Source organism: Streptomyces sp. NPDC002206 (assembly GCF_053593595.1).
The window spans coordinates 146,213-167,523 of record NZ_JBSFCW010000014.1; the positions used below are offsets into that span (position 1 = coordinate 146,213).

At 69.5% G+C, this 21,311-nt stretch carries 19 protein-coding genes and 4 pseudogenes; 14 read left to right on the forward strand and 9 right to left on the reverse strand.

Features of this window, described 5'->3' with window-relative positions; genetic code table 11:
* Positions 1–14 precede the first annotated feature (14 nt).
* Complete coding sequence (locus tag ACWCP8_RS24745; RefSeq protein WP_352267022.1) at positions 15–683, forward strand: NAD-dependent epimerase/dehydratase family protein; 669 nt, start codon at positions 15–17, stop codon at positions 681–683.
* On the opposite strand, the gene ACWCP8_RS24750 is transcribed toward ACWCP8_RS24745, so the two are convergent.
* A complete protein-coding gene (locus ACWCP8_RS24750; RefSeq protein WP_451118171.1) occupies positions 661–1,170 on the reverse strand; it encodes an NUDIX domain-containing protein in 510 nt (169 codons plus the stop codon). The genes ACWCP8_RS24745 and ACWCP8_RS24750 overlap by 23 nt on opposite strands.
* 107 nt (positions 1,171–1,277) lie before the next feature.
* Between ACWCP8_RS24750 and ACWCP8_RS24755 the strand changes: the two are divergent.
* Positions 1,278–1,859 (forward strand): annotated as a pseudogene (locus tag ACWCP8_RS24755) (phosphodiester glycosidase family protein); the annotation flags it as partial.
* A gap of 52 nt (positions 1,860–1,911) precedes the next feature.
* Here ACWCP8_RS24755 and ACWCP8_RS24760 read toward each other — a convergent pair.
* From ACWCP8_RS24760 to dhaK, 3 genes are read right to left on the reverse strand one after another with little or no spacing between them, the layout of a single operon-like run.
* Positions 1,912–2,322 (reverse strand): PTS-dependent dihydroxyacetone kinase phosphotransferase subunit DhaM, encoded by a 411-nt coding sequence (locus tag ACWCP8_RS24760; RefSeq protein WP_352271863.1) that lies wholly within the window; start codon positions 2,320–2,322, stop codon positions 1,912–1,914.
* Entirely contained in the window at positions 2,319–2,942 is a 624-nt protein-coding gene (dhaL, locus tag ACWCP8_RS24765; RefSeq protein ID WP_451118203.1) for a dihydroxyacetone kinase subunit DhaL, read from the reverse strand. The genes ACWCP8_RS24760 and dhaL overlap by 4 nt, the downstream gene beginning before the upstream one ends.
* Before the next feature lie 49 nt (positions 2,943–2,991).
* Positions 2,992–3,978 carry a dihydroxyacetone kinase subunit DhaK gene (gene dhaK, locus ACWCP8_RS24770; RefSeq protein ID WP_356005989.1) on the reverse strand — a complete coding sequence of 329 codons (987 nt, stop codon included), beginning with the start codon at positions 3,976–3,978 and terminating at the stop codon, positions 2,992–2,994.
* Positions 3,979–4,538: 560 nt separating this feature from the next.
* On the opposite strand from dhaK, the gene ACWCP8_RS24775 reads away from it, so the two are divergent.
* On the forward strand, positions 4,539–7,784 hold the full coding sequence (locus tag ACWCP8_RS24775) for an NACHT domain-containing protein (RefSeq protein ID WP_451118173.1): 3,246 nt from the start codon (positions 4,539–4,541) through the stop codon (positions 7,782–7,784).
* A 186-nt stretch (positions 7,785–7,970) separates the two neighbouring features.
* On the opposite strand, the gene ACWCP8_RS24780 is transcribed toward ACWCP8_RS24775, so the two are convergent.
* Complete coding sequence (locus tag ACWCP8_RS24780; RefSeq protein WP_352271868.1) at positions 7,971–8,714, reverse strand: SDR family NAD(P)-dependent oxidoreductase; 744 nt, start codon at positions 8,712–8,714, stop codon at positions 7,971–7,973.
* Positions 8,715–9,158: 444 nt separating this feature from the next.
* Here ACWCP8_RS24780 and ACWCP8_RS24785 point away from each other — a divergent pair, with 444 nt between their 5' ends.
* The 5 genes and pseudogenes from ACWCP8_RS24785 to ACWCP8_RS24805 all read left to right on the forward strand — a co-directional run bounded on the left by ACWCP8_RS24785 (position 9,159) and on the right by ACWCP8_RS24805 (position 11,964).
* Positions 9,159–9,629: a hypothetical protein gene (locus ACWCP8_RS24785; RefSeq protein ID WP_451118175.1), complete on the forward strand. Its 471-nt coding sequence runs from the start codon at positions 9,159–9,161 to the stop codon at positions 9,627–9,629.
* A gap of 112 nt (positions 9,630–9,741) precedes the next feature.
* Positions 9,742–10,466, forward strand: a pseudogene (locus tag ACWCP8_RS24790) (YcnI family copper-binding membrane protein).
* Between the two features lie 72 nt (positions 10,467–10,538).
* Positions 10,539–10,651: pseudogene (locus ACWCP8_RS24795) on the forward strand (30S ribosomal protein S14); the annotation flags it as partial.
* Between the two features lie 55 nt (positions 10,652–10,706).
* A complete protein-coding gene (locus ACWCP8_RS24800) occupies positions 10,707–11,255 on the forward strand; it encodes a CchlQ (protein ID WP_451118177.1) in 549 nt (182 codons plus the stop codon).
* An 88-nt stretch (positions 11,256–11,343) separates the two neighbouring features.
* A complete protein-coding gene (locus ACWCP8_RS24805; RefSeq protein WP_382844389.1) occupies positions 11,344–11,964 on the forward strand; it encodes a TetR/AcrR family transcriptional regulator in 621 nt (206 codons plus the stop codon).
* A 60-nt stretch (positions 11,965–12,024) separates the two neighbouring features.
* Here the strand turns inward: ACWCP8_RS24805 and ACWCP8_RS24810 are convergent, their stop codons facing one another.
* Together ACWCP8_RS24810 and ACWCP8_RS24815 are read right to left on the reverse strand one after the other, a co-directional pair.
* The gene (locus ACWCP8_RS24810; protein ID WP_451118179.1) at positions 12,025–13,296 is read right to left on the reverse strand and encodes a YbfB/YjiJ family MFS transporter; all 1,272 of its coding nucleotides are present in this window, start codon (positions 13,294–13,296) and stop codon (positions 12,025–12,027) included.
* A 101-nt stretch (positions 13,297–13,397) separates the two neighbouring features.
* The gene (locus ACWCP8_RS24815; RefSeq protein ID WP_352271877.1) at positions 13,398–13,700 is read right to left on the reverse strand and encodes a muconolactone Delta-isomerase family protein; all 303 of its coding nucleotides are present in this window, start codon (positions 13,698–13,700) and stop codon (positions 13,398–13,400) included.
* A gap of 150 nt (positions 13,701–13,850) precedes the next feature.
* Between ACWCP8_RS24815 and ACWCP8_RS24820 the strand changes: the two genes are divergently transcribed.
* The 4 genes from ACWCP8_RS24820 (at position 13,851) to ACWCP8_RS24835 (ending at position 16,965) form a co-directional block, all read left to right on the forward strand.
* Entirely contained in the window at positions 13,851–14,774 is a 924-nt protein-coding gene (locus ACWCP8_RS24820; protein WP_352271879.1) for a LysR family transcriptional regulator, read from the forward strand.
* Positions 14,775–14,986: 212 nt separating this feature from the next.
* Complete coding sequence (locus ACWCP8_RS24825) at positions 14,987–15,700, forward strand: SDR family NAD(P)-dependent oxidoreductase (RefSeq protein WP_451118182.1); 714 nt, start codon at positions 14,987–14,989, stop codon at positions 15,698–15,700.
* 273 nt (positions 15,701–15,973) lie between these two features.
* Positions 15,974–16,243 carry a hypothetical protein gene (locus ACWCP8_RS24830; protein ID WP_451118184.1) on the forward strand — a complete coding sequence of 90 codons (270 nt, stop codon included), beginning with the start codon at positions 15,974–15,976 and terminating at the stop codon, positions 16,241–16,243.
* A gap of 350 nt (positions 16,244–16,593) precedes the next feature.
* The gene (locus ACWCP8_RS24835) at positions 16,594–16,965 is read left to right on the forward strand and encodes a YybH family protein (RefSeq protein WP_352271883.1); all 372 of its coding nucleotides are present in this window, start codon (positions 16,594–16,596) and stop codon (positions 16,963–16,965) included.
* A gap of 120 nt (positions 16,966–17,085) precedes the next feature.
* Here ACWCP8_RS24835 and ACWCP8_RS24840 read toward each other — a convergent pair whose 3' ends face one another.
* The gene (locus tag ACWCP8_RS24840) at positions 17,086–17,994 is read right to left on the reverse strand and encodes an NAD(P)H-binding protein (RefSeq protein ID WP_451118186.1); all 909 of its coding nucleotides are present in this window, start codon (positions 17,992–17,994) and stop codon (positions 17,086–17,088) included.
* A gap of 244 nt (positions 17,995–18,238) precedes the next feature.
* On the opposite strand from ACWCP8_RS24840, the gene ACWCP8_RS24845 reads away from it, so the two are divergent.
* Positions 18,239–19,465: an MFS transporter gene (locus ACWCP8_RS24845; RefSeq protein ID WP_451118188.1), complete on the forward strand. Its 1,227-nt coding sequence runs from the start codon at positions 18,239–18,241 to the stop codon at positions 19,463–19,465.
* Positions 19,466–19,799: 334 nt separating this feature from the next.
* Entirely contained in the window at positions 19,800–20,666 is an 867-nt protein-coding gene (locus ACWCP8_RS24850) for an NAD-dependent epimerase/dehydratase family protein (RefSeq protein WP_451118190.1), read from the forward strand.
* 507 nt (positions 20,667–21,173) lie between these two features.
* On the opposite strand, the pseudogene ACWCP8_RS24855 reads toward ACWCP8_RS24850, so the two are convergent.
* Positions 21,174–21,311, reverse strand: a pseudogene (locus tag ACWCP8_RS24855) (transglycosylase SLT domain-containing protein); the annotation flags it as partial.

Below are 21,311 nucleotides of genomic sequence, written 5' to 3' on the forward strand. Positions count from 1 at the left end.
CCGGAGCAGCTGCTGTGAGAGTGATCATTTTCGGCGCCACCGGGATGGTGGGCCAGGGCGTACTGCGGGCCTGCCTGCTCGACGACCGGGTCGAGAGCGTCCTGATCGTCGGCCGTACGCCGGCAGGCGTGCGGCACCCCAAGGTCCGTGAGGTCGTCCACCGCGACTTCACGGACTTCTCGGCGATCGACGCCGAACTCACCGGCCTCGACGCGTGCTTCTTCTGCCTCGGCGTCACCTCGGCCGGTCTGAGCGAGGAGGAGTACTCCCGCATCACGTACACGTACACCCTGGCCGCCGCCCGGGCGGTCGCCGCCCACAACCCGGGGCTGACCTTCACCTACGTGTCCGGGGAAGGCACGGACAGCAGCGAGAAGGGCCGCACCGCGTGGGCGCGGGTCAAGGGGCGCACCGAGAACGAGCTCCTGGCGATGGACTTCCACGCGTACATGTTCCGGCCGGGCTACATCCAGCCGCTGCACGGCGCGACGTCGAAGACCGCGATGTACCGCTGGATGTACCGCGGTGTCTCCTGGCTGTACCCGGTGCTCCGGCGGATCATGCCGAACCATGTGACGACCACCGACAACATGGGGCGCGCCATGATCGCCGTCGTCGGCCGGCAAGGCTCCGGCGAACACATCCTGCACAGCCAGGAGATCAACCGCGCGGCCGGCGCATAGCCTCCCGGTGTACGTCCCGGACGTGTTCCGCCAGCCGTTCGACGAAGACCCGCTGGCCCGCGACGAGGCGCTCCGCCGCCTCATCCGGCGTGCACCAGGCGAACCGGTCGATCTCCGGGAACTCCTTCTGCACGCCGGACCCCCGGGGCCACTCCATGGTGAACGTCCCGGGCTCGGCACGCGCCGGATCGACATCGGCCTCCATCGCCCACACGACCACCGACTTGCCACCGGTCTGACGGGACTCACCGAGCGGCACCCACACACCGTCAGGTGCCGGATGGCCGAACTCCTCCTCGAACTCCCGGCGGGCAGCGGCCTCGGGCTCCTCATCGGGGCCGTACTCGCCCTTGGGGACCGACCACGCCGCCGCCTCGCGCCTCGCCCAGAACGGGCCACCCATGTGCCCGATGAACACCTCGAACCCGGCGCCCCCGTCCGTGGACCGGAACAGCAGAAGACCCGCACTGCGCTTCTGAGACGACATACCGTCAAGTCTCTCCAATGATCACGTGTGTCATCGAGTCGCCGCACCCTGTTTCCCCTGAGGTTCCCGAGGCCCCCTGGTGCGTGGCGGTACGCGCGGCCATGCTGCTCGCCGACTTCCGCCGTACGACGGGCAAGGGAGCCGCGTTCATCGGCAGCCATGTCGGGGTCTTCCACGCCTCGCACGTCAACGGCGTGCCCTATCTGATCAACGGCAACTCCGGCAAGGCGCCGGCCGGCCCGGCGGACGAGGGCGGCTTCACCGGCTGGTCCCTCGTCGGCGCGGACCACGTCTCGCGCGGCGAACAGGCCGCCGCCCGGCAGAAGCCGTGGCAGGGCGCGCCCGACTGGGTCTCCGTGCAGACCAGGGCACATGTCGACGCGCTGCCCCTCGACGCCCCGTCCGTCCTCGTTGCCGGAAACACCGCGAAGGTCACGGCGACCGTCACCCAGGGCGCCCGCAGCGTTCCGGTCGCGTTCCCGCTGGCCGCCGACTGGACCGGGTCCCCGAACGTCCGTATCGGCGACCGGGACGGCGCCCGCCCCCGGCACGCGGCGGTCTTCGACCCGGTCACCGGCACGCTCACGGCCCTCCGGCCGGGCACGGTCACGCTCGCCGTGACGGTCAACGGGACGGCGCAGCGGACACAGCTCCGCATCGCCGCGGCGGCCGCCGCTTCGGCGGCCTGACCAACGGCCTTGTCCGCACCCACGGTGCGGGACCGATGCTTGCACCGTGCCTCTACACCTTGCGGTAGGAGTACGCCTCCGACGCCGCGGCCTCCACCGCAGCCAGATCGCCGCCCGCCGACGCGGTGACCAGTGCGGCCACCGCGCCCTCGACGAACGGCGCGTCCACCAGCCGTGCCCCGTCCGGCAGTTCGTCACCCTCGGCCAGCATCGACTTGACCGTGAGCACCGCACTGCCGAGATCGACCAGCACCGCGATCCCCACGCCGCCGTCGACGGAACGGGCGGCTTCGGCGATCAGCTCCGCACTGGTGCCGAGCCCACCCGTCTGCGTGCCACCGGCCGCGGCCACCGGCGCTGTCGCACCACCGGCCGCCAGCCCCCTGGCCAGCTCGGCGACCGCCTCGGCGACCGGCCCGCTGTGCGAGACCAGCACGATCCCGACCTGCTTCTCCCCGCTCATGCGTCGCCCCCGTTCCCTCCGCTTGCGCCGCTCGTTCCGGCAAGTGCGGCGATCAGCAGTGCCGAGGACGTCGCCCCCGGATCCTGGTGCCCGATGCTGCGCTCACCGAGATAGCTCGCCCTGCCCTTGCGGGCCTGCATCGGTACGGTGGCGACGGCGCCCGCCTCCGCCGCGTCCCGGGCCGCTCCGTGCGACGTCCCGAGCGCCGCGGCGCCCGGCAGCAGCGCATCGAGCATGGTCTTGTCCCCGGGCTGCGCCCCGCCCAGCTGGGCGACGGCTGCGACACCCACGGCGAATGCCTCGGCCAGCTGTCCCTCCGTCACCGCGGGCGCATCGCCCAGCGCCTTCCCCGTACGCCGCAGCAGCGTCCCGTACAACGGACCCGAAGCCCCGCCGACCGTCGAGATCAACTGCCGTCCCGCAAGCATCAGTACAGCCCCCGGCGTCTGCGGGGACTCCTTCTCCAGCACTGCGGTCACCGCGGTGAATCCGCGCTGCAGATTGCTGCCGTGATCGGCGTCCCCGATCGCCGAGTCGAGTTCGGTGAGGTGATCCGCCTCGCGATCCACCGCGGCGGCGGCTGCGGCCATCCAACGGCGGAAGAAGTCGGCGTCCAGCACAAGATCTCCTTGTCCCTGAAGCATCGTCATGGATGTACGGGCGACGTTCTCACCGGCCCCAGCGGAGGGCGGGTGTCTCCACCGGCGCGTCCCAGAGCCGCAGCAGCTCCTCGTCGAGCCGGCACAGCGTCACCGAACATCCCGCCATGTCGAGCGAGGTCACATAGTTCCCCACGAGCGTACGAGCCACGGAGACATGCCGCTCGGACAGCACCCGCTGCACCTCGGCATTGAACCCGTACAGCTCCAGCAGGGGCGTCGCCCCCATCCCGTTGACCAGCACGAGCACCGGACCGGTCGGCTGCAGATCGTCCAGCACCGCGTGCACCGCGAAGTCCGCGATCTCCCGCGACGTCATCATCGGACGTCGTTCCCGCCCCGGCTCACCGTGGATCCCGATCCCCAGTTCCAGCTCGCCGGGTGGCAGATCGAAGGTGGGGGAGCCCTTGGCGGGCGTGGTGACGGAACTGAGCGCCACCCCGAAGCTCCGCGACGCCTCGTTCACCTGCCGGGCGAGGGCCTCCACCCGCTCCAGCGGCGCACCCTCGTCGGCAGCCGCCCCCGCGATCTTCTCGACGAACAGTGTCGCACCCGTCCCGCGCCGCCCCGCCGTGAACAGACTGTCCGTCACCGCCACGTCGTCATTGACGAGCACCTTGGCGACCTGCACTCCCTCGTCCTCGGCGAGTTCGGCGGCCATCTCGAAGTTCAGCACATCACCGGTGTAGTTCTTGACGACGAACAGCACCCCGGCGCCACTGTCGACCGCGGCGGCGGCGCGCACCATCTGGTCAGGGACGGGCGAGGTGAACACCTCACCGGGACAGGCGGCGGACAGCATCCCCGGCCCGACGAACCCGGCGTGCAACGGCTCATGCCCGGACCCACCCCCGGAGACGAGCGCCACCTTTCCGGCCACGGGAGCGTCGCGCCGCATGACGACACGGTTTTCGACATCCACGGTCAGTTCGGGGTGAGCGGCGGCCATTCCGCGCAATGCGTCCGCAACGACGGTCTCCGGGACGTTGATCAGCATCTTCAACGGTATCTCCTTCGAGGCGTGCCAGGTCCCTGGGCAGGGTTCTAACTGGTCAGCGGCAGGGTCGGGGTTGTGGCCCCTGGCGGTCGGTGCCGGCCTGCGGCGGTGGTCGACGGAACTGATGCTGACTCGATGCTCACTGCTGACCAGCCATCAGGAGCACTCCGATCGTTTCGTTGCCGGCGCGATGAGGACACCAGTATCGATAGTGCATGCGTGATCGGGGAAGCGACGCGTCGAATGGGAAGCGGAGATCCGTTGGCAGTCCGCTTCACTTCGTGGTCAGGGTGCCCGCCGCTCCCGGCGGACCGGTTGTACGCAGTGTGCTCATCCGTTGCGCGGACCGGTCCGGGTTCCCGGGGGTCGGATGCCGAGTGTGCTTTCGGGGGCACGACCCGGCTCACGTCACCGGCGGGCCTTCGGAGACGGTATGGGGGCGCAGGTGGATCACCGGAGTTCATGCGTCCACTCGGGGCGGCAAGAGGCCGTGACACAGGATGTGTGAGGCGCCCTAGGATCGGACGGCAGCGGCCACCACAGTTCTACGGGGGCACAACTTGGAACCAACTGCCATCGGCACCCGACTGGCCTCGGCTGCGATAGCCCCCCTCGTCAAGAAGCTCTTCGTCACCGAAGGTCCCGGAGCCGGCCTGGTCGACAAGCCGATCCGTATCTCCGGCTACGTCTCTTTCAAAGGCGAGAAGCGAGCCCTCACCGAATCCGATGTTCGCGAACTCGCCGCGAAATTGGTCAAACAGGCTCTGCGTGCAGGCGAACACCCCATCCGCGCGGACGAACGGCAGGCTGTCACCGACGTACTCGCAGACACCCTCCAGGCCCTCGGTGAACTGACCATCAGCGATCTCGACGCCGTCCGTCTCGGCCACCAGGCCTTCGCCCGCGACCTGCGGCGCGTGAGCGAGAATCCCGAACGCCATCTCACAGCCGACGGCGCGTACTTCTACGAGGCCTTGCTCGACACCGCCTGCCTGCATATCCTCCACTTCTTCACGCAGCGCTCGACCTTCGTCGCACACACCCTGGTCCAGCAGACCCGCGCGGTCGACGAACTCATACTCAAAGTCGACGAGCTGATGCGTCGCAACACGCTCCCCGGCGGCGAGGTGGCCGCCTTCGAGCAGGCGTACCTGGCGCACATCACCAAGAAGCACGGCAAGCTCACGATCTACGGGATCGATCTCAACAACTCTCCGGCACGATGGCCGTTGGATGTGGCGTATCTGAGCCTGGAGGCTTCGCCGCTGTCCTGGCCGTGGCAGTCAGCCGCATGGCAGCGCACGCTCAGGCACGGCACTCGTGGGGACGACTCCGTGTCCCACCACCTGCTCAGCTCCTCCGTCGCCACCTCGCAGCCTGCAGATCAGGCTCTGGCCACCGACCGGCGCATCCTCCTCCGGGGCGAAGCGGGCTCGGGCAAGACCACCCTCATCCAGTGGCTTGCCGTCAGCACCGCCCGCCAGGACCTCCCCGACCGCATGGAGTACCTCTACGACCGTATCCCGTTCGTCCTCCCCCTTCGGACACTCACGCGCCACGGGGAGCGACTCCCCGCCCCCAAGGACTTCCTCGCCGCCACCGGCTGCCCACTTGCCGGCACTCAGCCCGCCGGCTGGGAGCACCGGGTCCTCGTTGCGGGGCGTGGTCTGATCCTCATCGACGGCATCGACGAGATCCCCGACCGCGAGCGTGAGCGGACACGGAGGTGGCTGCAGGATCTGATCGAAACGTACGACGGTGACAACCGTTGGCTGGTCACGTCCCGCCCGTCGGCCGTGGACCAGCACTGGCTCGCCGACGACGGTTTTACCGGGCTGACGCTGTCCGCCATGGGGCCCGCCGGCATTGCCACGTTCATCGAACGCTGGCACGGCGCTGCCGGGATCGGTGCCGGCGATGCCGCCGAACTCGAAAGGTTGGAGGCTCAACTCCTCACCGCCGTACGGACCGAGCCCGATCTCGGCCGCCTGGCCATCAACCCCCTGATGTGCGGGTTGATCTGCGCCCTCCACCGTGATCGGCGGGGCTATCTCCCCCACGGCCGCAAAGACCTCTACGAGGCCGCGCTCTCGATGCTCCTCAGTCGCCGGGACCGGGAACGGGACATGACGGGGCCCGACCTCGCCGACGACCCGCAGCTCGACGTACTTCAGCGACTTGCCTACTGGCTCATCAAGAACGGCCGTACCGAGATGGACCGCTCCCGCGCGATGGACATCATCGGCCGAGCCCTTCCCGCAGTGCCCGAAGTGGCCGAACTGGGTGATGCGGCGACCGTCTTCGAGTACTTCCTGCAGCGCAGTGGCCTGCTCCGCGAACCCGCGCGCAACACGGTGGACTTCATCCACCGCACCTTCCAGGACTTCCTCGGCGCCCGGGCCGCCCTCGAAGAGGGCGACTTCGGACTGCTGGTCGCACACGCGGCGGACGACCAGTGGGCGGACGTCATTCGCATGGCGGTCGCTCTCGCCCGCGCCGGAGAACGCGTCACCATCTTCCGTGGACTTCTGGACCTGGGCGATCGCACCGAAGACAAACGTCTCAAGGCCCGTATCTACCTGCTCGCCGCCGTCTGCCTGGGACACGCCACCTCCCTCGATCCCGTTGTACGCCAAGAGGCCGAGCGGCGTACCGCCACTCTCATACCCCCGGGAAACGAGGAGGAGGCCCGGGCCCTTGCCGAAGTCGGCCCTCTGATTCTCAATCTTCTGCCGGGACCGGCCGAGGTCGGCGACGTGGCCGCCCTTCACGTGGTCATCGCGGCCTCCCACATCAAGTCGGACGCCGCCGTCGCCTTTCTGGTCCGCTTCGTCGAGCATCCCTTTCTCCCCGTGCGCTCCCAGCTCGTATGGGCGTGGTCGCGGTTCGACACGGCCCGGTACGCCGAGGAGATCATCGCGCGTCTGGATCCGGAGAACCTCAACTACACCATCCGGTCGGACGACCAGCTTCATCAACTGAACCGGCTCGGGCTGGAGCCGGAGAGCCTGGACATCAGGGCCGGTGTGTCCCCTGAGGCCCTGGACTCGTATGCCTCCCGACACAGGTTGGCGCTCCTCATGCTCTCGAACGACGCGGCTGCCGACCTCGGTTTCCTGGTCGGACATACGGAGTTGAGGTCCCTCGTCATTGGCGCCTGCCCGGTTCTGGTGGATGTCACGGCGCTCAGTGGGCTGTCGATCCGGCACCTGGACATCGCCAGTGCCAGATCGGACATGGACCTTCATCCCTTGTCGCACCTGCGGAACTTGGAAACCCTCGTGATCAGCGGTCCCTCCGGCCTGGAGTGGTCCCCGCAGGATCTCCCGGTGCAAGCTCCGCTGAACAGCCTCAGCGTGTCCGGAGAGGCGCGCCCCGCGAGAGGGCTCAAGGGGCTTGGTGACTTCACGCAGCTCACGAGCCTCACGCTCAACCGTCCGTCCAGTCCGGCTTCGACCGAGGACTGGGAGCAGATCTGCGGTCTGTCCCAGCTCACCGACCTCAGCACGACCGCTGTGTCATTCGAGACCCTTCCGGCCACCGCGCTCCTGAGCAGCGTCTCCAGCCTGTCTCTCATCGGCGGCGGTGGTGAACGAGTTGTCCAGGCGGCGGTCAATCGATTGGTGAAGGCTTTCCCGGGACTGATCTTCTGCGAGGTCACCGGAGACATGACGGCGGAAGGGGACGTCGACCTTTCCCCGTTGGCCGAATTGCCTCACCTGCGAAGCCTCTCCCTCGCGATTGATCGTGATCGCGTCCGGGGAATCGACACTTTGCCGTCGTGGGTGGACCTGCGCCTTCTGTGACCTGACCCGGCGCAAGCGCTGTGACGATGTCAAGGGCGACCCGGAGGCCGCCCGCGGAGGCGGACTCGACCCCGCTGATGGACAAAGTCGTCTCATACGCGACGAGTCTCTCGGCGTCGGCGACATCGGCGGCGCTCAGGCCATGCACGGTGTTGCTCACGAGCGTTTCTCTCGGAGCAGGCAGGTTCAGATGGCGGTGCGGCCGCCGTCGACGGCGACGGTCGCGCCGGTGATGTAGCCGGCCTTCGGCGAGGCGAGAAATGCGACAACCTCGGCGATCTCGGCGGGCTCGGCCGCGCGTTTCATTGCGGTGGTTTCGGCGAGGGCGTCGAACAGGTCGCGGGCTTCGGGCCGGGTGTAGACCGGGCCGGGGGCGACGGTGTTGAAACGGACGCCGCGGCCGCTGTACTCGGCCGTCCAGCTCTGCGTCAGGGATGCCAGCGCGGCCTTGGTCGCGCCGTACGCGGCTGCCGTGGCCAGGCCGAGGCTGCCGGCCATACTGCCCATGTTGATCACGCTGCCCGATCCCTTCGCCGCCATCGCCGGGGCGAACGCCGCCACGAGGAAGAAGGCCGCGCGGACGTTGCCGGCAAACATCGCGTCGTAGTCGGAGACCTTCATCTCCTCGGTCGGGGCCCAGACGGCATGCCCGGCGTTGTTGACCAGGACGTCGATTTCGCCGACTTCGGCTGCGAGCCGGTCGATGCCGGCCGGATCCTCGAGGTCCGCCTGGACGAACCGGGCCTCGCCGCCGGCCGCGGTGATCTCGTTGACGGTCTCGGCGCCGCGCTCGGCGTTGCGGCCGGTCACGACGACGGACATTCCGTCGGCGGCCAGCCGCTCGGCGACCGCCCGGCCGATGCCGGAGGTGGCCCCGGTGACCAGGGCGGTGCGGGGGCGCAGGTCGAGTTCTTCGTGCTCCACAGACATGGGATGCCCTACCTTTCTTGTCGGGACCGGTCTGTCCGGGAACCTGCGGCGGCGCCCGGACACCAGTCGGCGTCGATTTTGTGTCGCCGGGGCAGCGCGGTCTCCTCCGCCCCGACCCGCCCGAGCCATACCTGCGTGGACAGCGGCGGTAGCTCGCAGGGTTCGTGGTTCATCACCGCCGATGGTCAGCGATCCGGTGAAACGCCTGTACCGCTGTGCCTCCGCTGCCCGCAGGCCCGGCCCGGCGAGGCATCACTGTCACGATACGGTCGTCCCGCCGCAGGGAAGCGGCGTCAGTCTCGTCCGACACGAGGCTCCACCCCCTTGGTCGGTACGCCGGAACAGTCGACGACGAGGCGGATGCGGCAGTCAGGGAGGACCGTTCGCTTCGCGTGGGAGCATCTGGCGCCATGAGGGCATCCCCTTCGGTACGGAGCGCGCGCGGTGGTGTTCGCCTTGCTGGGCGTGTTGCTGGCTGCCGGGGGCCATGCGCTGGCGACGGGTGCGGCGCCACCGGTGTGGGTGCAGGCCGTCGGGTTCGTGCCCGTCTTCGCAGGCGGCTGCCTGCTGGGCGGCCGGGAGCGGTCGCCGGCCGGCATCGGTGGCGGGACGCTCGCGGCCCAGGGCGGGCTGCACGTCGCGTTCGACGCCGGACGGCCTCATGCCGTGCTGGGCATGCACACCTTGCAGGGCCTGCGTATGGCCCATCGGCATGTGCTGACGCCTCACGCAACCACGGTCCATATCGCGACGGCCGTCCTCGTGACCTGGTGGCTGCGACGCGGCGAGGCCGCGCTGTGGTCCCTGCTGCGCCAGGCGGTCGGGTGGGTACCAGGGCTGGTGGTCCGGTGGCACGTACGGAGAGGGCTGTGTCGCACCCGTCGCAGTGGGCTTCGTACACGGGATGGCAGGTGAGCTGAGGCCGACGCGGCAAGTGCTGCTGCGGCATGCCGTCCACCGTCGAGGACCGCCCACCAGGAGCCCGTACGCGCCCTGAATCCATCGACCCCAGTACGGAGTTCCAGTCATGTCCTCGACACGCACCGCTCTGCGCCGGGCAGGCATCGTTGCCGCCCTCGCGACCGCCGGCGTGCTGACCGCATCGGGCGTCGCCTTCGGGCACGTCACCGTCCACCCCGACAGCTACGCCAAAGGCGCCACGGACGGCGTCCTCACCTTCCGCGTGCCCAAAGAGGAGGACGCTGCCGACACCACCGAGGTGCAGGTCTTCCTGCCCACCGACCACCCGGTCCTGGGCGTACTCGTCACCCCGCAGGACGGCTGGACTCGAAGGTGACGACCACCAGGCTCAAGACCCCCGTCAAGACCGACGACGGCACCATCACCGACGCCGTCTCCCGGATCACCTGGTCCGGCGGCCGGATCCGATCCGGCGAGTACCAGGACTTCGATGTCGCCTTCGGCCAGTTGCCGGACGACACCGATCAGTTGGGCTTCAAGACGCTGCAGACCTACTCCGACGGCAAGGTCGTCCGCTGGATCGAGGAGACGCAGAAGGGCGGGGAGGAGCCGGAGAACCCGGCGTCCGTCCTCGAGCTCACCGCCAGGACCGCGGGTGACGAGAACGCACCGATGACCGCCTCGTCCTCGGAGCCGAAGGCCACGGCCGAGGCGTCGAGCAGCGACTCGACCGCACGCGGCCTCGGCATCGCCGGGCTTGTCATGGGCGTTCTGGGGCTTGTCGCAGCTGGGGTGGCCATCGCTCGCGGCCGCAGCGCCCGCTCCTCCTAGCCGCCGCGCGCAAGCACGCTCCCGTCGGCGTCGAGTTCCGTCGACGGGACGTGCTGCCGCACGTCCACCACCGACGCCGAACGCGCAGCAGCCCTGAGGAACTGCGCAACCGGCCCGGCAACGCCGGCGCCGACCGAGTACGCAACCGCGACAGCGCGGACGGCCGGCCCCGTGGCCGCCTGCGCAGTCCACCGCGTGGTGCTACGGTGCCGTCCGGGCCGGCGGGCAGGGGGAGCGCGCGTGGAGTGGGGGACATTGGTTGCGACGCTGGGCGGCGCCGTGATCGCGATATCCGGAACCGTTCTGGCCGACCGCCTGCGCACGCGACAGGAGGTCGAGCGCGGCCTCGGCGCGCGGCGCCGCGAGGCGTACATCGATTTCATCGCTGCCGCGGGCGTCGCGCATACGCAGCTGCGCGGGCTCGCGCAGGCCCCTGATGCCGCTACCGACCTGGAGTCGGCCAGCCGTGCCGCCTTGACCGACGCCCGGCTCTACGAGGTACGGGAGAGGCTGTTCATCGAGGCCAGCGCGACGGTTGCCGGCGCGGGCCAGGCGATGTTCGAGCAGCTTCGTGCGCTGCGCAGCGCCGTCGCCGCGGGCGCGCCTGTCTCCTCGCCCGCCTTCCATGACGCCTACCACCCGTACATCGCGAGCGTGTGGGCGTACCGGGTCGCGGTCCGCGACGAACTGGAGGGGCAGTCTCTGGCACCAGCCGTCTTCGGCTGGCACGCCTGGGACGGCAAGGAGCGATGCCCCTTGTGCAATGGAGACCTGGCGGGCACGGGCTGACCCGTGTCCCAGGGGCGGCGCCGGTCGACCACGTTTCACTAGCCGACCGGTCTAGTAAGTGATGGTCGACCGGTCGTACACTCGCGACATGGGACGGACCAGTGACGCCAAAGAAAAGATCGTCAGTGCCGCGCGGTCGCTTATCGAGTTGCGTGGTTACTCGGCGTTGGGCGTGGCCGAGATCTGCAAGGCGGCTGGTGTGCCCAAGGGCAGCTTCTACTATTTCTTCGAGTCCAAGGAGGCTCTTGCTCTGGCCGTCATCGACGAGCACTGGGTCGTCCAGCAGCGGGAATGGACAGGCATCCTGAACAGCGACGCCGAACCACTGCACCGGCTGCGGCAGCTGTTCGAGGTGACGGAGGCCGACCAGCGCGCCGGTCAGCAGAGCTGTGGCACCGTCTCGGGCTGCCTGTTCGGGAATCTCACCCTGGAGATGAGCAACCAGACCGAGGCCATCCGCACCCGACTGCAGGAGATCTTCGAGGCACAGGTCGAGATGGTCGACTCGGTCATCACCGAGGCTCTGGAACGCGAAGAGGTCACCGTGACCGACACCCGGGAAGCCGCACGGTCAGTCGTCGCCCAGATCGAGGGCCAGGTGCTGTTCGCCAAGCTCTACAACAACACCCACCGGCTCAGCCCCCTGTGGCCGAACTGCCTGGCCCTGCTCGGTGCTCGCCCGCCGCAGGAGGCACTGGCCGGCAGCTGATACCCACCCGCCCGGCGCGGCGGGCAGCACCAGGGGCTGAACGGCGGGCGACAAGGGGCGTCAAGGGCGATCGGTCCGAACCGGCGTGGTTCCTGCCGGTGCGGACTGCCATCCGGGGACGGTGCTCGGCACAACGGCCATGTGGTGCGGGAAGCCGATCCGCAGGACGGCGGCGGCACCGGAGGCGGCGAGGACCACCAGGGCGGCCAGGATCAGGGCCTGGTGATAGCCGTGGTGAAGCAGTGGGGTGACGACCAGCGGGCCGAGGATCTGGCCCACGGAGTAGCCGGCGGTCAGCAGGGCGACCGAGCGGGGGAACTGCAGGTGGGTTCCTGCGGCCAGGGCGATGGTGCTGACGCCGAGGAACGTCGCGCCGAACAGCAGCGCGGAGAGCAAGGCGGCCGTCACGCCGCCGACCAGTGCGGGGAGGGCGATGCCGACCGCCTGGATGACGAGGGCGGCGCACAACAGGTCGGGGCGGGACCGGTGCCGGCCCAGCGAGGCCCACAGTGCCGAGGACGGAACGGCAGCCAGACCGACGAGCACCCAGGCGCCGCTGCCTGCCCAGCCCGGGGAGGTCTGCTCGATCGCGGCGACCAGGAACGTGCCGGCGACGATGTAGCCGATGCCTTCCAGGGTGTAGGCGGCGAACAGGGCGGTGAACCAGCGGTGCGTGCGCGCACCCGGCCGGCGGGCGGTCCCTGTCGTGGTGCTTGGGTTGGATGAGGGCGTGCCCTCGGGACGCAGATTCCACGAAACAGCGGCGAAGACGGCGGCCAGTCCGGCCGAGGCCCACCAGGCGGCCCGCCAGTCGGCGACGGAGCGCAGGACGAGAACGAGCAGACCGGACAGCGCGATGCCTGCACCGACTCCACCGAATGCCCAGCCGGGCAGGTGAACGGGGTGTTCTCGCAGGTGGCTGAGGACTGAGCTGACGGCGACGACGAAGATCAGGGCGCTGGCCAGGCCGGCCAGCAGTCGCACGACGATCCACACGGTGGTGCTGTGTGTGGCGGGCATCCCGGCGAGGCTGCAGGTCAGGACGATCAGGGAACCGCGCAGGACTGCGGGTGAGCGGACCAGTGCGGGCAGCGCGATGCCCAGCAGCGCGCCGACGAGGTAGCCGATGTAGTTGGCGGTGGCCAGGTTCGCGCCTGCAGCGGAGGACAGCCCTGCCTGGGTATGCATCAGAGGAAGGATCGGGGTGTAGACGAAGCGGCCGATCCCCATGCCCGCGGCGAGCGCCGCGGCGGCTTGTGCGACGTGGGTCCAGGGCGAGTGGAACGGGCCGCTGGATCGGGCGGAGAAGCGGCGCTGGGTTCGCAAGGTCATGACGAAGTCCTCGAGGGGCCGTGCGTGTATGCGGGGCGGGGCGCGGCTCATCGCTGCGGCCGCGTGACGGCGGCGGTGAATGTCGGAAGGGAGTCTGCCGCTCACGGCGTGACGTCGGTCCGGCCCGGGTCGTTGGGGTGGGACTCGAGCGCGGTGACGTCGAGCGACATCCACGAGCGCAGCGGCAGCGTGCCGAGAACCTTCTCGTGGAGCTCGTCCTCGTCGGCGGCCCGCCAGATGCCGATGCTGCGCAGCTCGCCGACCGGGCGCCACAGCCGGGCCAGGTGGCCGGTGGCGGCCAGTTCCCCGGCGCGGACGGCTTCGGCGGCGCGACGCCGGTCGACCTCGTCCTGGGTGGTGCCCTCGGGGATGGTGGTGGTGATCTCGACCAGGAACTCGCGCATGATTCTGCTCCGTTCGGTGGGCGCCCGGTTCGCGCCGGCACGCCACGGGTGTGGACGGTTTCCACGCGGCCATCGTGTACCTGCCACGAGGGCCGACGCCACGACCGGTATCCTCGGTGCTTGTAGGCGCAGCCTCCCACCGGACGTAGCATGGCGGGCGTGGAGTTGCGTCAACTGCGGTACTTCGTTGCCGTCGCCGAGGAACTGAACTTCGGCCGGGCCGCCGAGCGGCTCCTCATCGCCGGACCTTCGCTGTCCCAGCAGATCAAAGTGCTCGAACGCGACCTCGGAGTGACCCTGTTCGACCGTGACCGCCGTTCGGTGTCCCTCACCCCGGCCGGGGCGGCCCTGCTTCCGCACACCCGCGCCCTGCTGGAACGGGCTGACGACCTCCAGCGCCGAGCCGGCCGGCTGTCCGGAGCGGAGCGGGTCCGGCTCGGCTACGTCAACTGGCTCCCGGCAGACCTCGTCGCCCGCACCCCCGTGGTGGCCCAACTCCACATCGATGCGTGGATCGCGCCCTCCCACACGCAGGCCGCCCGGGTCGCCGACGGCAGCCTGGACCTTGCGGTGTGCTGGGGGCGGGCCGAGGACCTGGAACAGCGCGGTCTCCAAGCGCGGCTCATCGGCGCCGACCGGCTCTACGCCGTCGCCACCGGCGATGACACCAGCGACGTACTAGCCCGGGACACCGACGTGCTCCTCGACGACGACACCACCTCCTGGTCGTCCTGGAACGACTACGCCGAACAATTGGCCCGCGACACCGGGGCCCACGCCGTACGCATCTCCGACGGCGGTATCACCGGCTCCGCCTTCTTCGACCACGTCCGCCGCAGTGGCCGCCCGGTCATCAACTCGCCCAAGGGGCAGTCCACCCAGTTGCCGCCCGACCTGGTCCAACGCCCGGTCTGCGGGCCGAAGGTGTACTGGCCCTGGTTCCTGGTCTGGCGCGGCAGCGAGGCCCGTCCAGCGGTACGTGCCGTCGTCGACGCGCTCTGCGAGGGTGTCGGTGACCTGGGAATCGACGCGTCGGGCGCCTGGCGGTCCGACAGCGGCGCACACTGGCAGTAGGCAGCCTCGCTCCTCCGGCGAACCGGCGTCAGCCCAGCCCGACGCTGCCCTCGCCCGGACTGAGAGGCTGCGTCTACCAGCAATGAGGAAGCCGGTCCTTGGATCGGCTCCGGTGTTCGTTGACTCTTTCTCGACCGGTCGTCTACCTTTCAATAGGCGACCGGTCGGCTAGTCAATCGGTCGGAACACATCCCGTTATGGAGAAGATCATCATGAGCACTCAGGGCCAGAAGGTCGCAGTCATCACCGGTGCGTCGCAGGGCATCGGGGCCGGCCTCGTCGAGGCCTACCGCAAGCTCGGCTACGGCGTCGTCGCCACCTCGCGGACTGTCGCCAAGTCGCAGGATGCGGACGTCGTCACCGTCCAGGGCGACATCGCCGACCCCGCCACCGCCGAACGCGTCATCGCCGCCGCCGTCGAGCGGTTCGGCCGTGTCGATACCCTGGTCAACAACGCGGGCATCTTCCTCGCCAAGCCCTTCCACGAGTACACCCAGGACGACTACGCCGCGGCGACCGGCGTGAACCTGCTCGGGTTCTTCCGCATCACCCAGCTGGCCATCGAGCACATGCTCGCCCAGGGCGGCGGACACATCGTCAACATCACCACCAGCCTGGTCGACCACGCCGACTCCAACGTCCCCTCCGTACTCGCCTCGCTGACCAAGGGCGGCCTGCAGTCCGCCACCAAGTCCCTCGCCATCGAGTACGCCAAGCGTGGCATCCGCACCAACGCCGTCTCTCCGGGCATCATCAAGACCCCCATGCACGCCGAGGAGACCCACGAGATGCTCGCCGGACTGCAGCCGGTCGGCCGGATGGGCGAACTCAGCGACATCGTGGACGCGGTGATCTACCTGGAGAACGCCCCGTTCGTCACCGGCGAGATCCTCCACGTCGACGGCGGCCAGAGCGCGGGCCGCTGACCCGAAAGCACGTCTGCCGTCTCCCTCGTGGCCTGCTGGGCAGGGCCCATCGTGCGGTGCTCGCGGTCGAGCAGGGCGCGCCGAGGCCGTGTTCGGACAGCCCGTGCCAGGGTCGAAGCCGACGCCCTCGTGGTGCAGGCCACGAGGGGGCCGGCTGGCGCTTGCGCACCCCCACCCCACTCTCGGCGCCGATGCGGGCAGTTCCGGCATCGCTGTTCCCGGGTCCGGCGCCGATACGGATGCCGATACCGACAAGGTGACAAAGGAAGAACGATGGACATCGAAGGGTCGGTTGCCCTGGGTGACGGGCGCCAATCGTGGCATCGGCCGCGCGAGGGGACCCTGGTGGCAGGGGTGCATGCCGGCTTTGTGGACACGGACCTCAGTGCCTGGACGGACAGACCGAAGATCAGTGCGGCCGACGTGGCCGAGCAGAGCGTACGGGCCCTGGCCGACGACCGGGTCGAAGTCCTCGCCGACGAAGAAGCGAGGCGGGTCAAGGCCGCCCTGTCGCAGACCCCCAGCGCCGAACCTCACGTCTGACATCTCGTGTGGGCCGGTGCGCGGCGGGGGCGCCCGCCTCTGGACCTTGCCTTCGTGGATGAGGTGCCGCCATCCACGGCGCAGACGGTGGCGTGAGTCCCGCGGGACAGCGGCACCGGACCGGCCCCGCCGGGAGCGGGGACAGGCTCATCGTCGACGCCGACGAGCCTCGTGAGAAACCGAGTTCGACGCGCCAGGTGCGGGTGACGTTCCGTCGGACCTGCGTCCCCCACCGATTGCCGGAGAGGAACCAACCGGCCGGCACAGGCTGCCGGCATGCCACGGCCGAACCCGTGACCCGCCCGGGCAGGAAGCCCTGGGTCCCGATTCCACCCGACAGGAGAACCCTGATGAACAGCACGACAGACCGCGAAGCGATCCTGCGCGGTGTCCTCGACCAGTGGAAGGCAGCCGTCGACGGGCACGAACCGCAGCGGGTCGCCTCCCACTTCACCGAGGACGCGATCTTCCAGGGCCTGCGCCCCTACAGCATCGGACGGCAGGGCGTCGCCGACTACTACGATTCCCAACCGCTCGGGATGACGGCCGCGTATCGGGTTCTCGAAACGAGGCAGCTCGCCGACGGCCTCGTGCTCGGTTATCTGAGCGTCGACTTCTCGTTCACCGACCGGCCCACGGTGGGCGTCAATCTCGGCGTACTGGTGAAGCGCGTCGAGGACCGCTGGTACATCAGTCACTACCAGGTATCCCGCCTCGCTTAGTTTCTCCCGATTCCGAAGGCAGAGGCACCGCAGATACTTGCGGTGCCTCATCGCCTTCCGGGCCGTGGTCAGGGTTCCTTCCCGGCAGGCCCGCACCTCAGGCAGGACGGCCACAACCGGTCAGCGAGTGCGTGTGCCGTCGGTGAAGGCCGCGGAATGGCTCCGTACGAAGTCGTGGAAGCTCAGCGGGGAGTGTCCGGTGATCAGCTCCACGTCGTCAGTGGCTCGGTCGTACCTGTTCGCGGCGTGGAGGCGCGCCATCGTGGAGAGGTGCTCGCGAACGTGCTCGGGCAGCCCCAGAGGGATGAGCTCGGTGCGCACCCATTCCTCGTAGGGGACGTCGACGTAGGTGATGTCTCTGCCCAGCGCGTCGGTGAGTTCTTCCGCGATGGCTGTCATGTCGCGGGAGCGCTCTCCGGTCAGGGCGTAGGTGCGGCCCACGTGTGCGTCCGGCGTGGCAAGGACGGTGGCCGCTACCTCGGCCACGTCCTGGGCGGCGACCGGGGAGGTACGGCCCGATCCGAAGGGAAGCCGGATCGTGTTGTCCTGCGCGACGTCGGTGGCCATGACCATCAGGAAGATCGGGTTCTCCATGAACACCGTGGGCCTGATGTGGGTCACCGGGAGGCCGGACCAGTTGAGGGTCTGTTCGGCGAGCCAGTGCTGACGCTGCTGCCTGGATTCGCTGGTGCTGGCCAGTGTCATCTGGGAGACCGTCAGCTGGGACATGTTGACGAAGACCTCGAGATGCCCGTGGTCCAGGGCGGCTGCTGCCGCGGTCACCGTCGCCTCCAGATAGGAGGAGGAGACGCCCAGTCCGAAGTACACCCGGCGACAGCCGTCGAGCGCCCGGGCGACGTCGGCCGCCCGCGTCAGATCGCCCACGGCGACGTCCGCCCCCAGGTCGCGGAGCTCGGCGGCACGCTCGTCGTCCCGGTGCACGAATGCGCGAACCGGCAGACCGTCGCCGCGTAGCCGTTCCACCACCATCCGGCCGACGTCGCCGGCAGCGCCTGTCACGAGGGTCATGGCGGCTTCGGATGAGGGGATCGAGGGTCGGTGCACCATGGGCGTGATCCTGCCGGTTGGCAGTGGCCGGCTGTGGGAAGCCTTGCCGGGCAGACCAGGATGGAGCAGCGGTGCAACGAGTCACGGCAGATCTCCGCCGACGGGGGAGACGACGTGAGAACCCCGCTCTGACGTTCCTGCGGAGCGGCGCGCCACCTCGTGCCGGGCGCCGCTGCAGTGCGGGGCCGCTCGTAGGGTGACGTGCGTGATCGTTCGTGAGGGCGCAGGGAATGCAGCCGGTGGCCGATGGCGGCCGGGCTATTCGGCTGCGGCAGTGGTGTTCGCCATCGGGATGGCCGGGACCACGCTGCCCACACCGCTGTACGGGCTCTACCAGGAACAGATCGGGTTCTCCGAGCTGTTGGTGACCGTGATCTTCGCCGTGTACGCCGTCGCGGTCATCACCGTGCTTCTGGTGGCGGGAAACTACTCCGACGAGGTCGGCCGCCGACCTGTGCTGCTGTGCGCGATGGCTGTGTCGGCCGCGAGCGCGGGATGCTTCCTCCTGCAGAGCGGCCTGCCCCTGCTCTTCGCGGGGCGACTGCTGTCCGGCTGCGCGGCCGGCCTGCTGAGCGGCGCGGCAACAGCGGCCGTCATCGAGTTGGCGGGTCCCGGACAGAAGGCGCGTGCCGGTTTCGCCGCCACTGCGGCGAACATGGGTGGTCTGGGCTGCGGGCCACTGCTCTCCGGCCTCCTCGCGCAGTACACGCCCTGGCCGCTGATGCTGCCGTTCTGGGTCCACCTGGGGCTGGTGGCTGTGGCCACGGGGATCACCTGGTTCCTGCCGGAGACCGTGGCGGAGCCGAAGAGATGGCCGCCTCTGACGCCGCAGGGCGTCACGGTGCCGCCCGAAGTGAAGGGTGTGTTCACGCCCGCCGCGCTGGCGGCGTTCGCCGGCTTCGCGCTTCTCGGGCTGTTCACGGCGGTCGCGACGAGCTTCGACTCGCAGACGCTGGGTGTGCACAACCTGGCTGTCTCCGGCGCCGTGGTCTTCTCCGTGTTTCTCGCTTCGACCGTCGGGCAGTCCCTGACTGAGCGGATCGGCGCGCGCCTCGCGCTCCCCGTGGGGTGCGGCATTCTCGTCGTGGGTCTGCTGCTGGTGGCGTCGTCACTGATCGCCGAATCCCTGCTTCTGCTCGTCCTGGGCGCCCTGTGCGGCGGCACCGGCCAGGGACTGGCCTTCCGCGCGGCACTCACCCTGGTCAGCAGTGCTGCCCCGGCATCGCATCGTGGCGGCACCATTTCGGCGTTCTTCGTCGTCGCCTACGCCGGGATCTCGGTGCCGGTGGTCGGGGTCGGTGCCATGGCCACATGGCTCGGGTTGCGCCAAGCCGGGCTGATCTTCACGGGCTGCGTGATGCTGCTGGCGGCGGGCGCGGGAGCCTACGCTGCACGCAGGTCGCCGGCGGGGGGCGTGATCGGTCGCGAGTGAAAGCCGCGAGTCCTGCCGTCGAGGAGAAGCTGGAATGCGTGGGGACATCCGGTGGCGTCCGCGTTCTCCCGCTGTCGACTGCGGCTTACTACTCCCATGCCGATGTCACTCATGTGCCCATCGACGACATCGGTCCGCACGCGGTGTGCCCTGCCTGGAGGGCCGACCGGCACTCCCCGCTGATGTCCGAGCCGGCCGACATCGTCTTCGTCAGCAGGGACGCCCTGAGGACATCACTGCTGACGGAAGAGGTCTTGGACGCCGTAGGGGGCACGGCGCGAAGGTGGAGGAGGCGGCGCATCTCCCGCCGCCCTCCGAAAGGACAGTGAGGGCTATGCAGGTCTTCATCACAGGCGGCTCCGGCTATATCGGCCGCTCCACCATCCAGGCGCTGATCCGACACGGCATCGAGGTAATGGCGCTGACGCGCAGCGAGCACTCCGCGCGCACCGTCTCGGACCTGGGCGCCTCTGCTGTCGTGGGGGCGCTCACCGATACCGACGTCCTTCGGGAGGCGGCCCGCCAGGCCGACGGGGTCATCCATCTCGGGGTGGACTACGCCGAGGGCACGGCGGACGTCGACCGCGGAGCGGCGGAGGCAATGCAGGACGGCGCGGGAAGCCGCCCCTATGTGCACACCGGTGGGGTATGGGTGTACGGAGACACTGACGGCGTCGTCGACGAGGACGCCCCGCTGAGCCCGCCGCGCATCACCGCCTGGCGGCTGGAGAACGAGAAGCGCGTGCTCGCACGGGCCGTCACCGGAGAGCGCCCGGTGGTGGTGATGCCAGGGCTGGTCTACGGCCGCTCCGGCGGGCTGGTGCAGTCGTTCTTCGTCGAGCCGGGACGCGCCGCCGGCGCTGTGCCCTGCATCGGGGACGGCTCCAACCACTGGGCACTGGTCCACGTCGACGACATCGCCGCACTGTACGTCCTGGCCCTGAACGCCCCGGCCGGTTCCGTCTACGCCGGGGTCAGCGGACAGAACCTCCCGCTGGCGGTCGTCACCCGAGCCCTCAGCCACGCGGCCGGATGCCCGGGCAGCCTCGACTCGCTGACTCTCGAAGAGGCCGTGCAGCGGATGGGCCCGATCGCCGAGGCGTTCGCCCTCGACCAGCAGTTCACCGGTGCCCGGGCCCACCGGGAGCTCGGCTGGACACCGACCCGTCTCGACGCCCTGGCAGAACTGGCCCAGGACTGAACCGCCCGCCCCGGCCGCGCAGTTCGATCCCCGGCGCCGTTCACCGGTGCGCCATGCCCTGCTGGGCCGGCTCAGCTGCCGCATCAACAACCCTGCGGGTCGGTGCATCCGGTCAGCTTCGTGTGCGGGTTGTCGATCTGGCGCGTCTTGATGTCCTGCTCGGACACATGTGGGCGGCCTGGCCCTGGGAGCTCGTGGGGTCTTCGAGCGCGGTCCGTGCCGTCACGACAGCAGCGCTGGGCGTCGACTGGTGGGTGTGCGTCGGCACTTCGATGCTGAGTGGACGCTGCTTCCCTTGGCAGGGGCGCGGGGCCGGGGGGCCGTGACCCCGGCTGCCATGCGGGGGTGCGCCGCGGGGTCGCGGCGTGCCGTCGGTGGCTGCGGGAACGGCTGTCGTCGGCAGGCCGGTCGCGGGGACGCGGCCTGCGGTTCTTTGCCCGGTGGGTCTTGTTCGGGCGCTGGTCGTCCGGGACTTGCTGGGCGACCGTGGTGCTTCGTCGGGCCGGATCAGTAGGCCGAGTTGACGTTGTCGATCGAGCCGTAGCGGTGTGCGGCGTAGTTGGCGGAGGCCGTGATGTTGGCGACCGGGTCGTAGATGTTCGTCGAGGTGCCGGCGACGTGGTACGCGCTGAAGGTGGGGTCGAT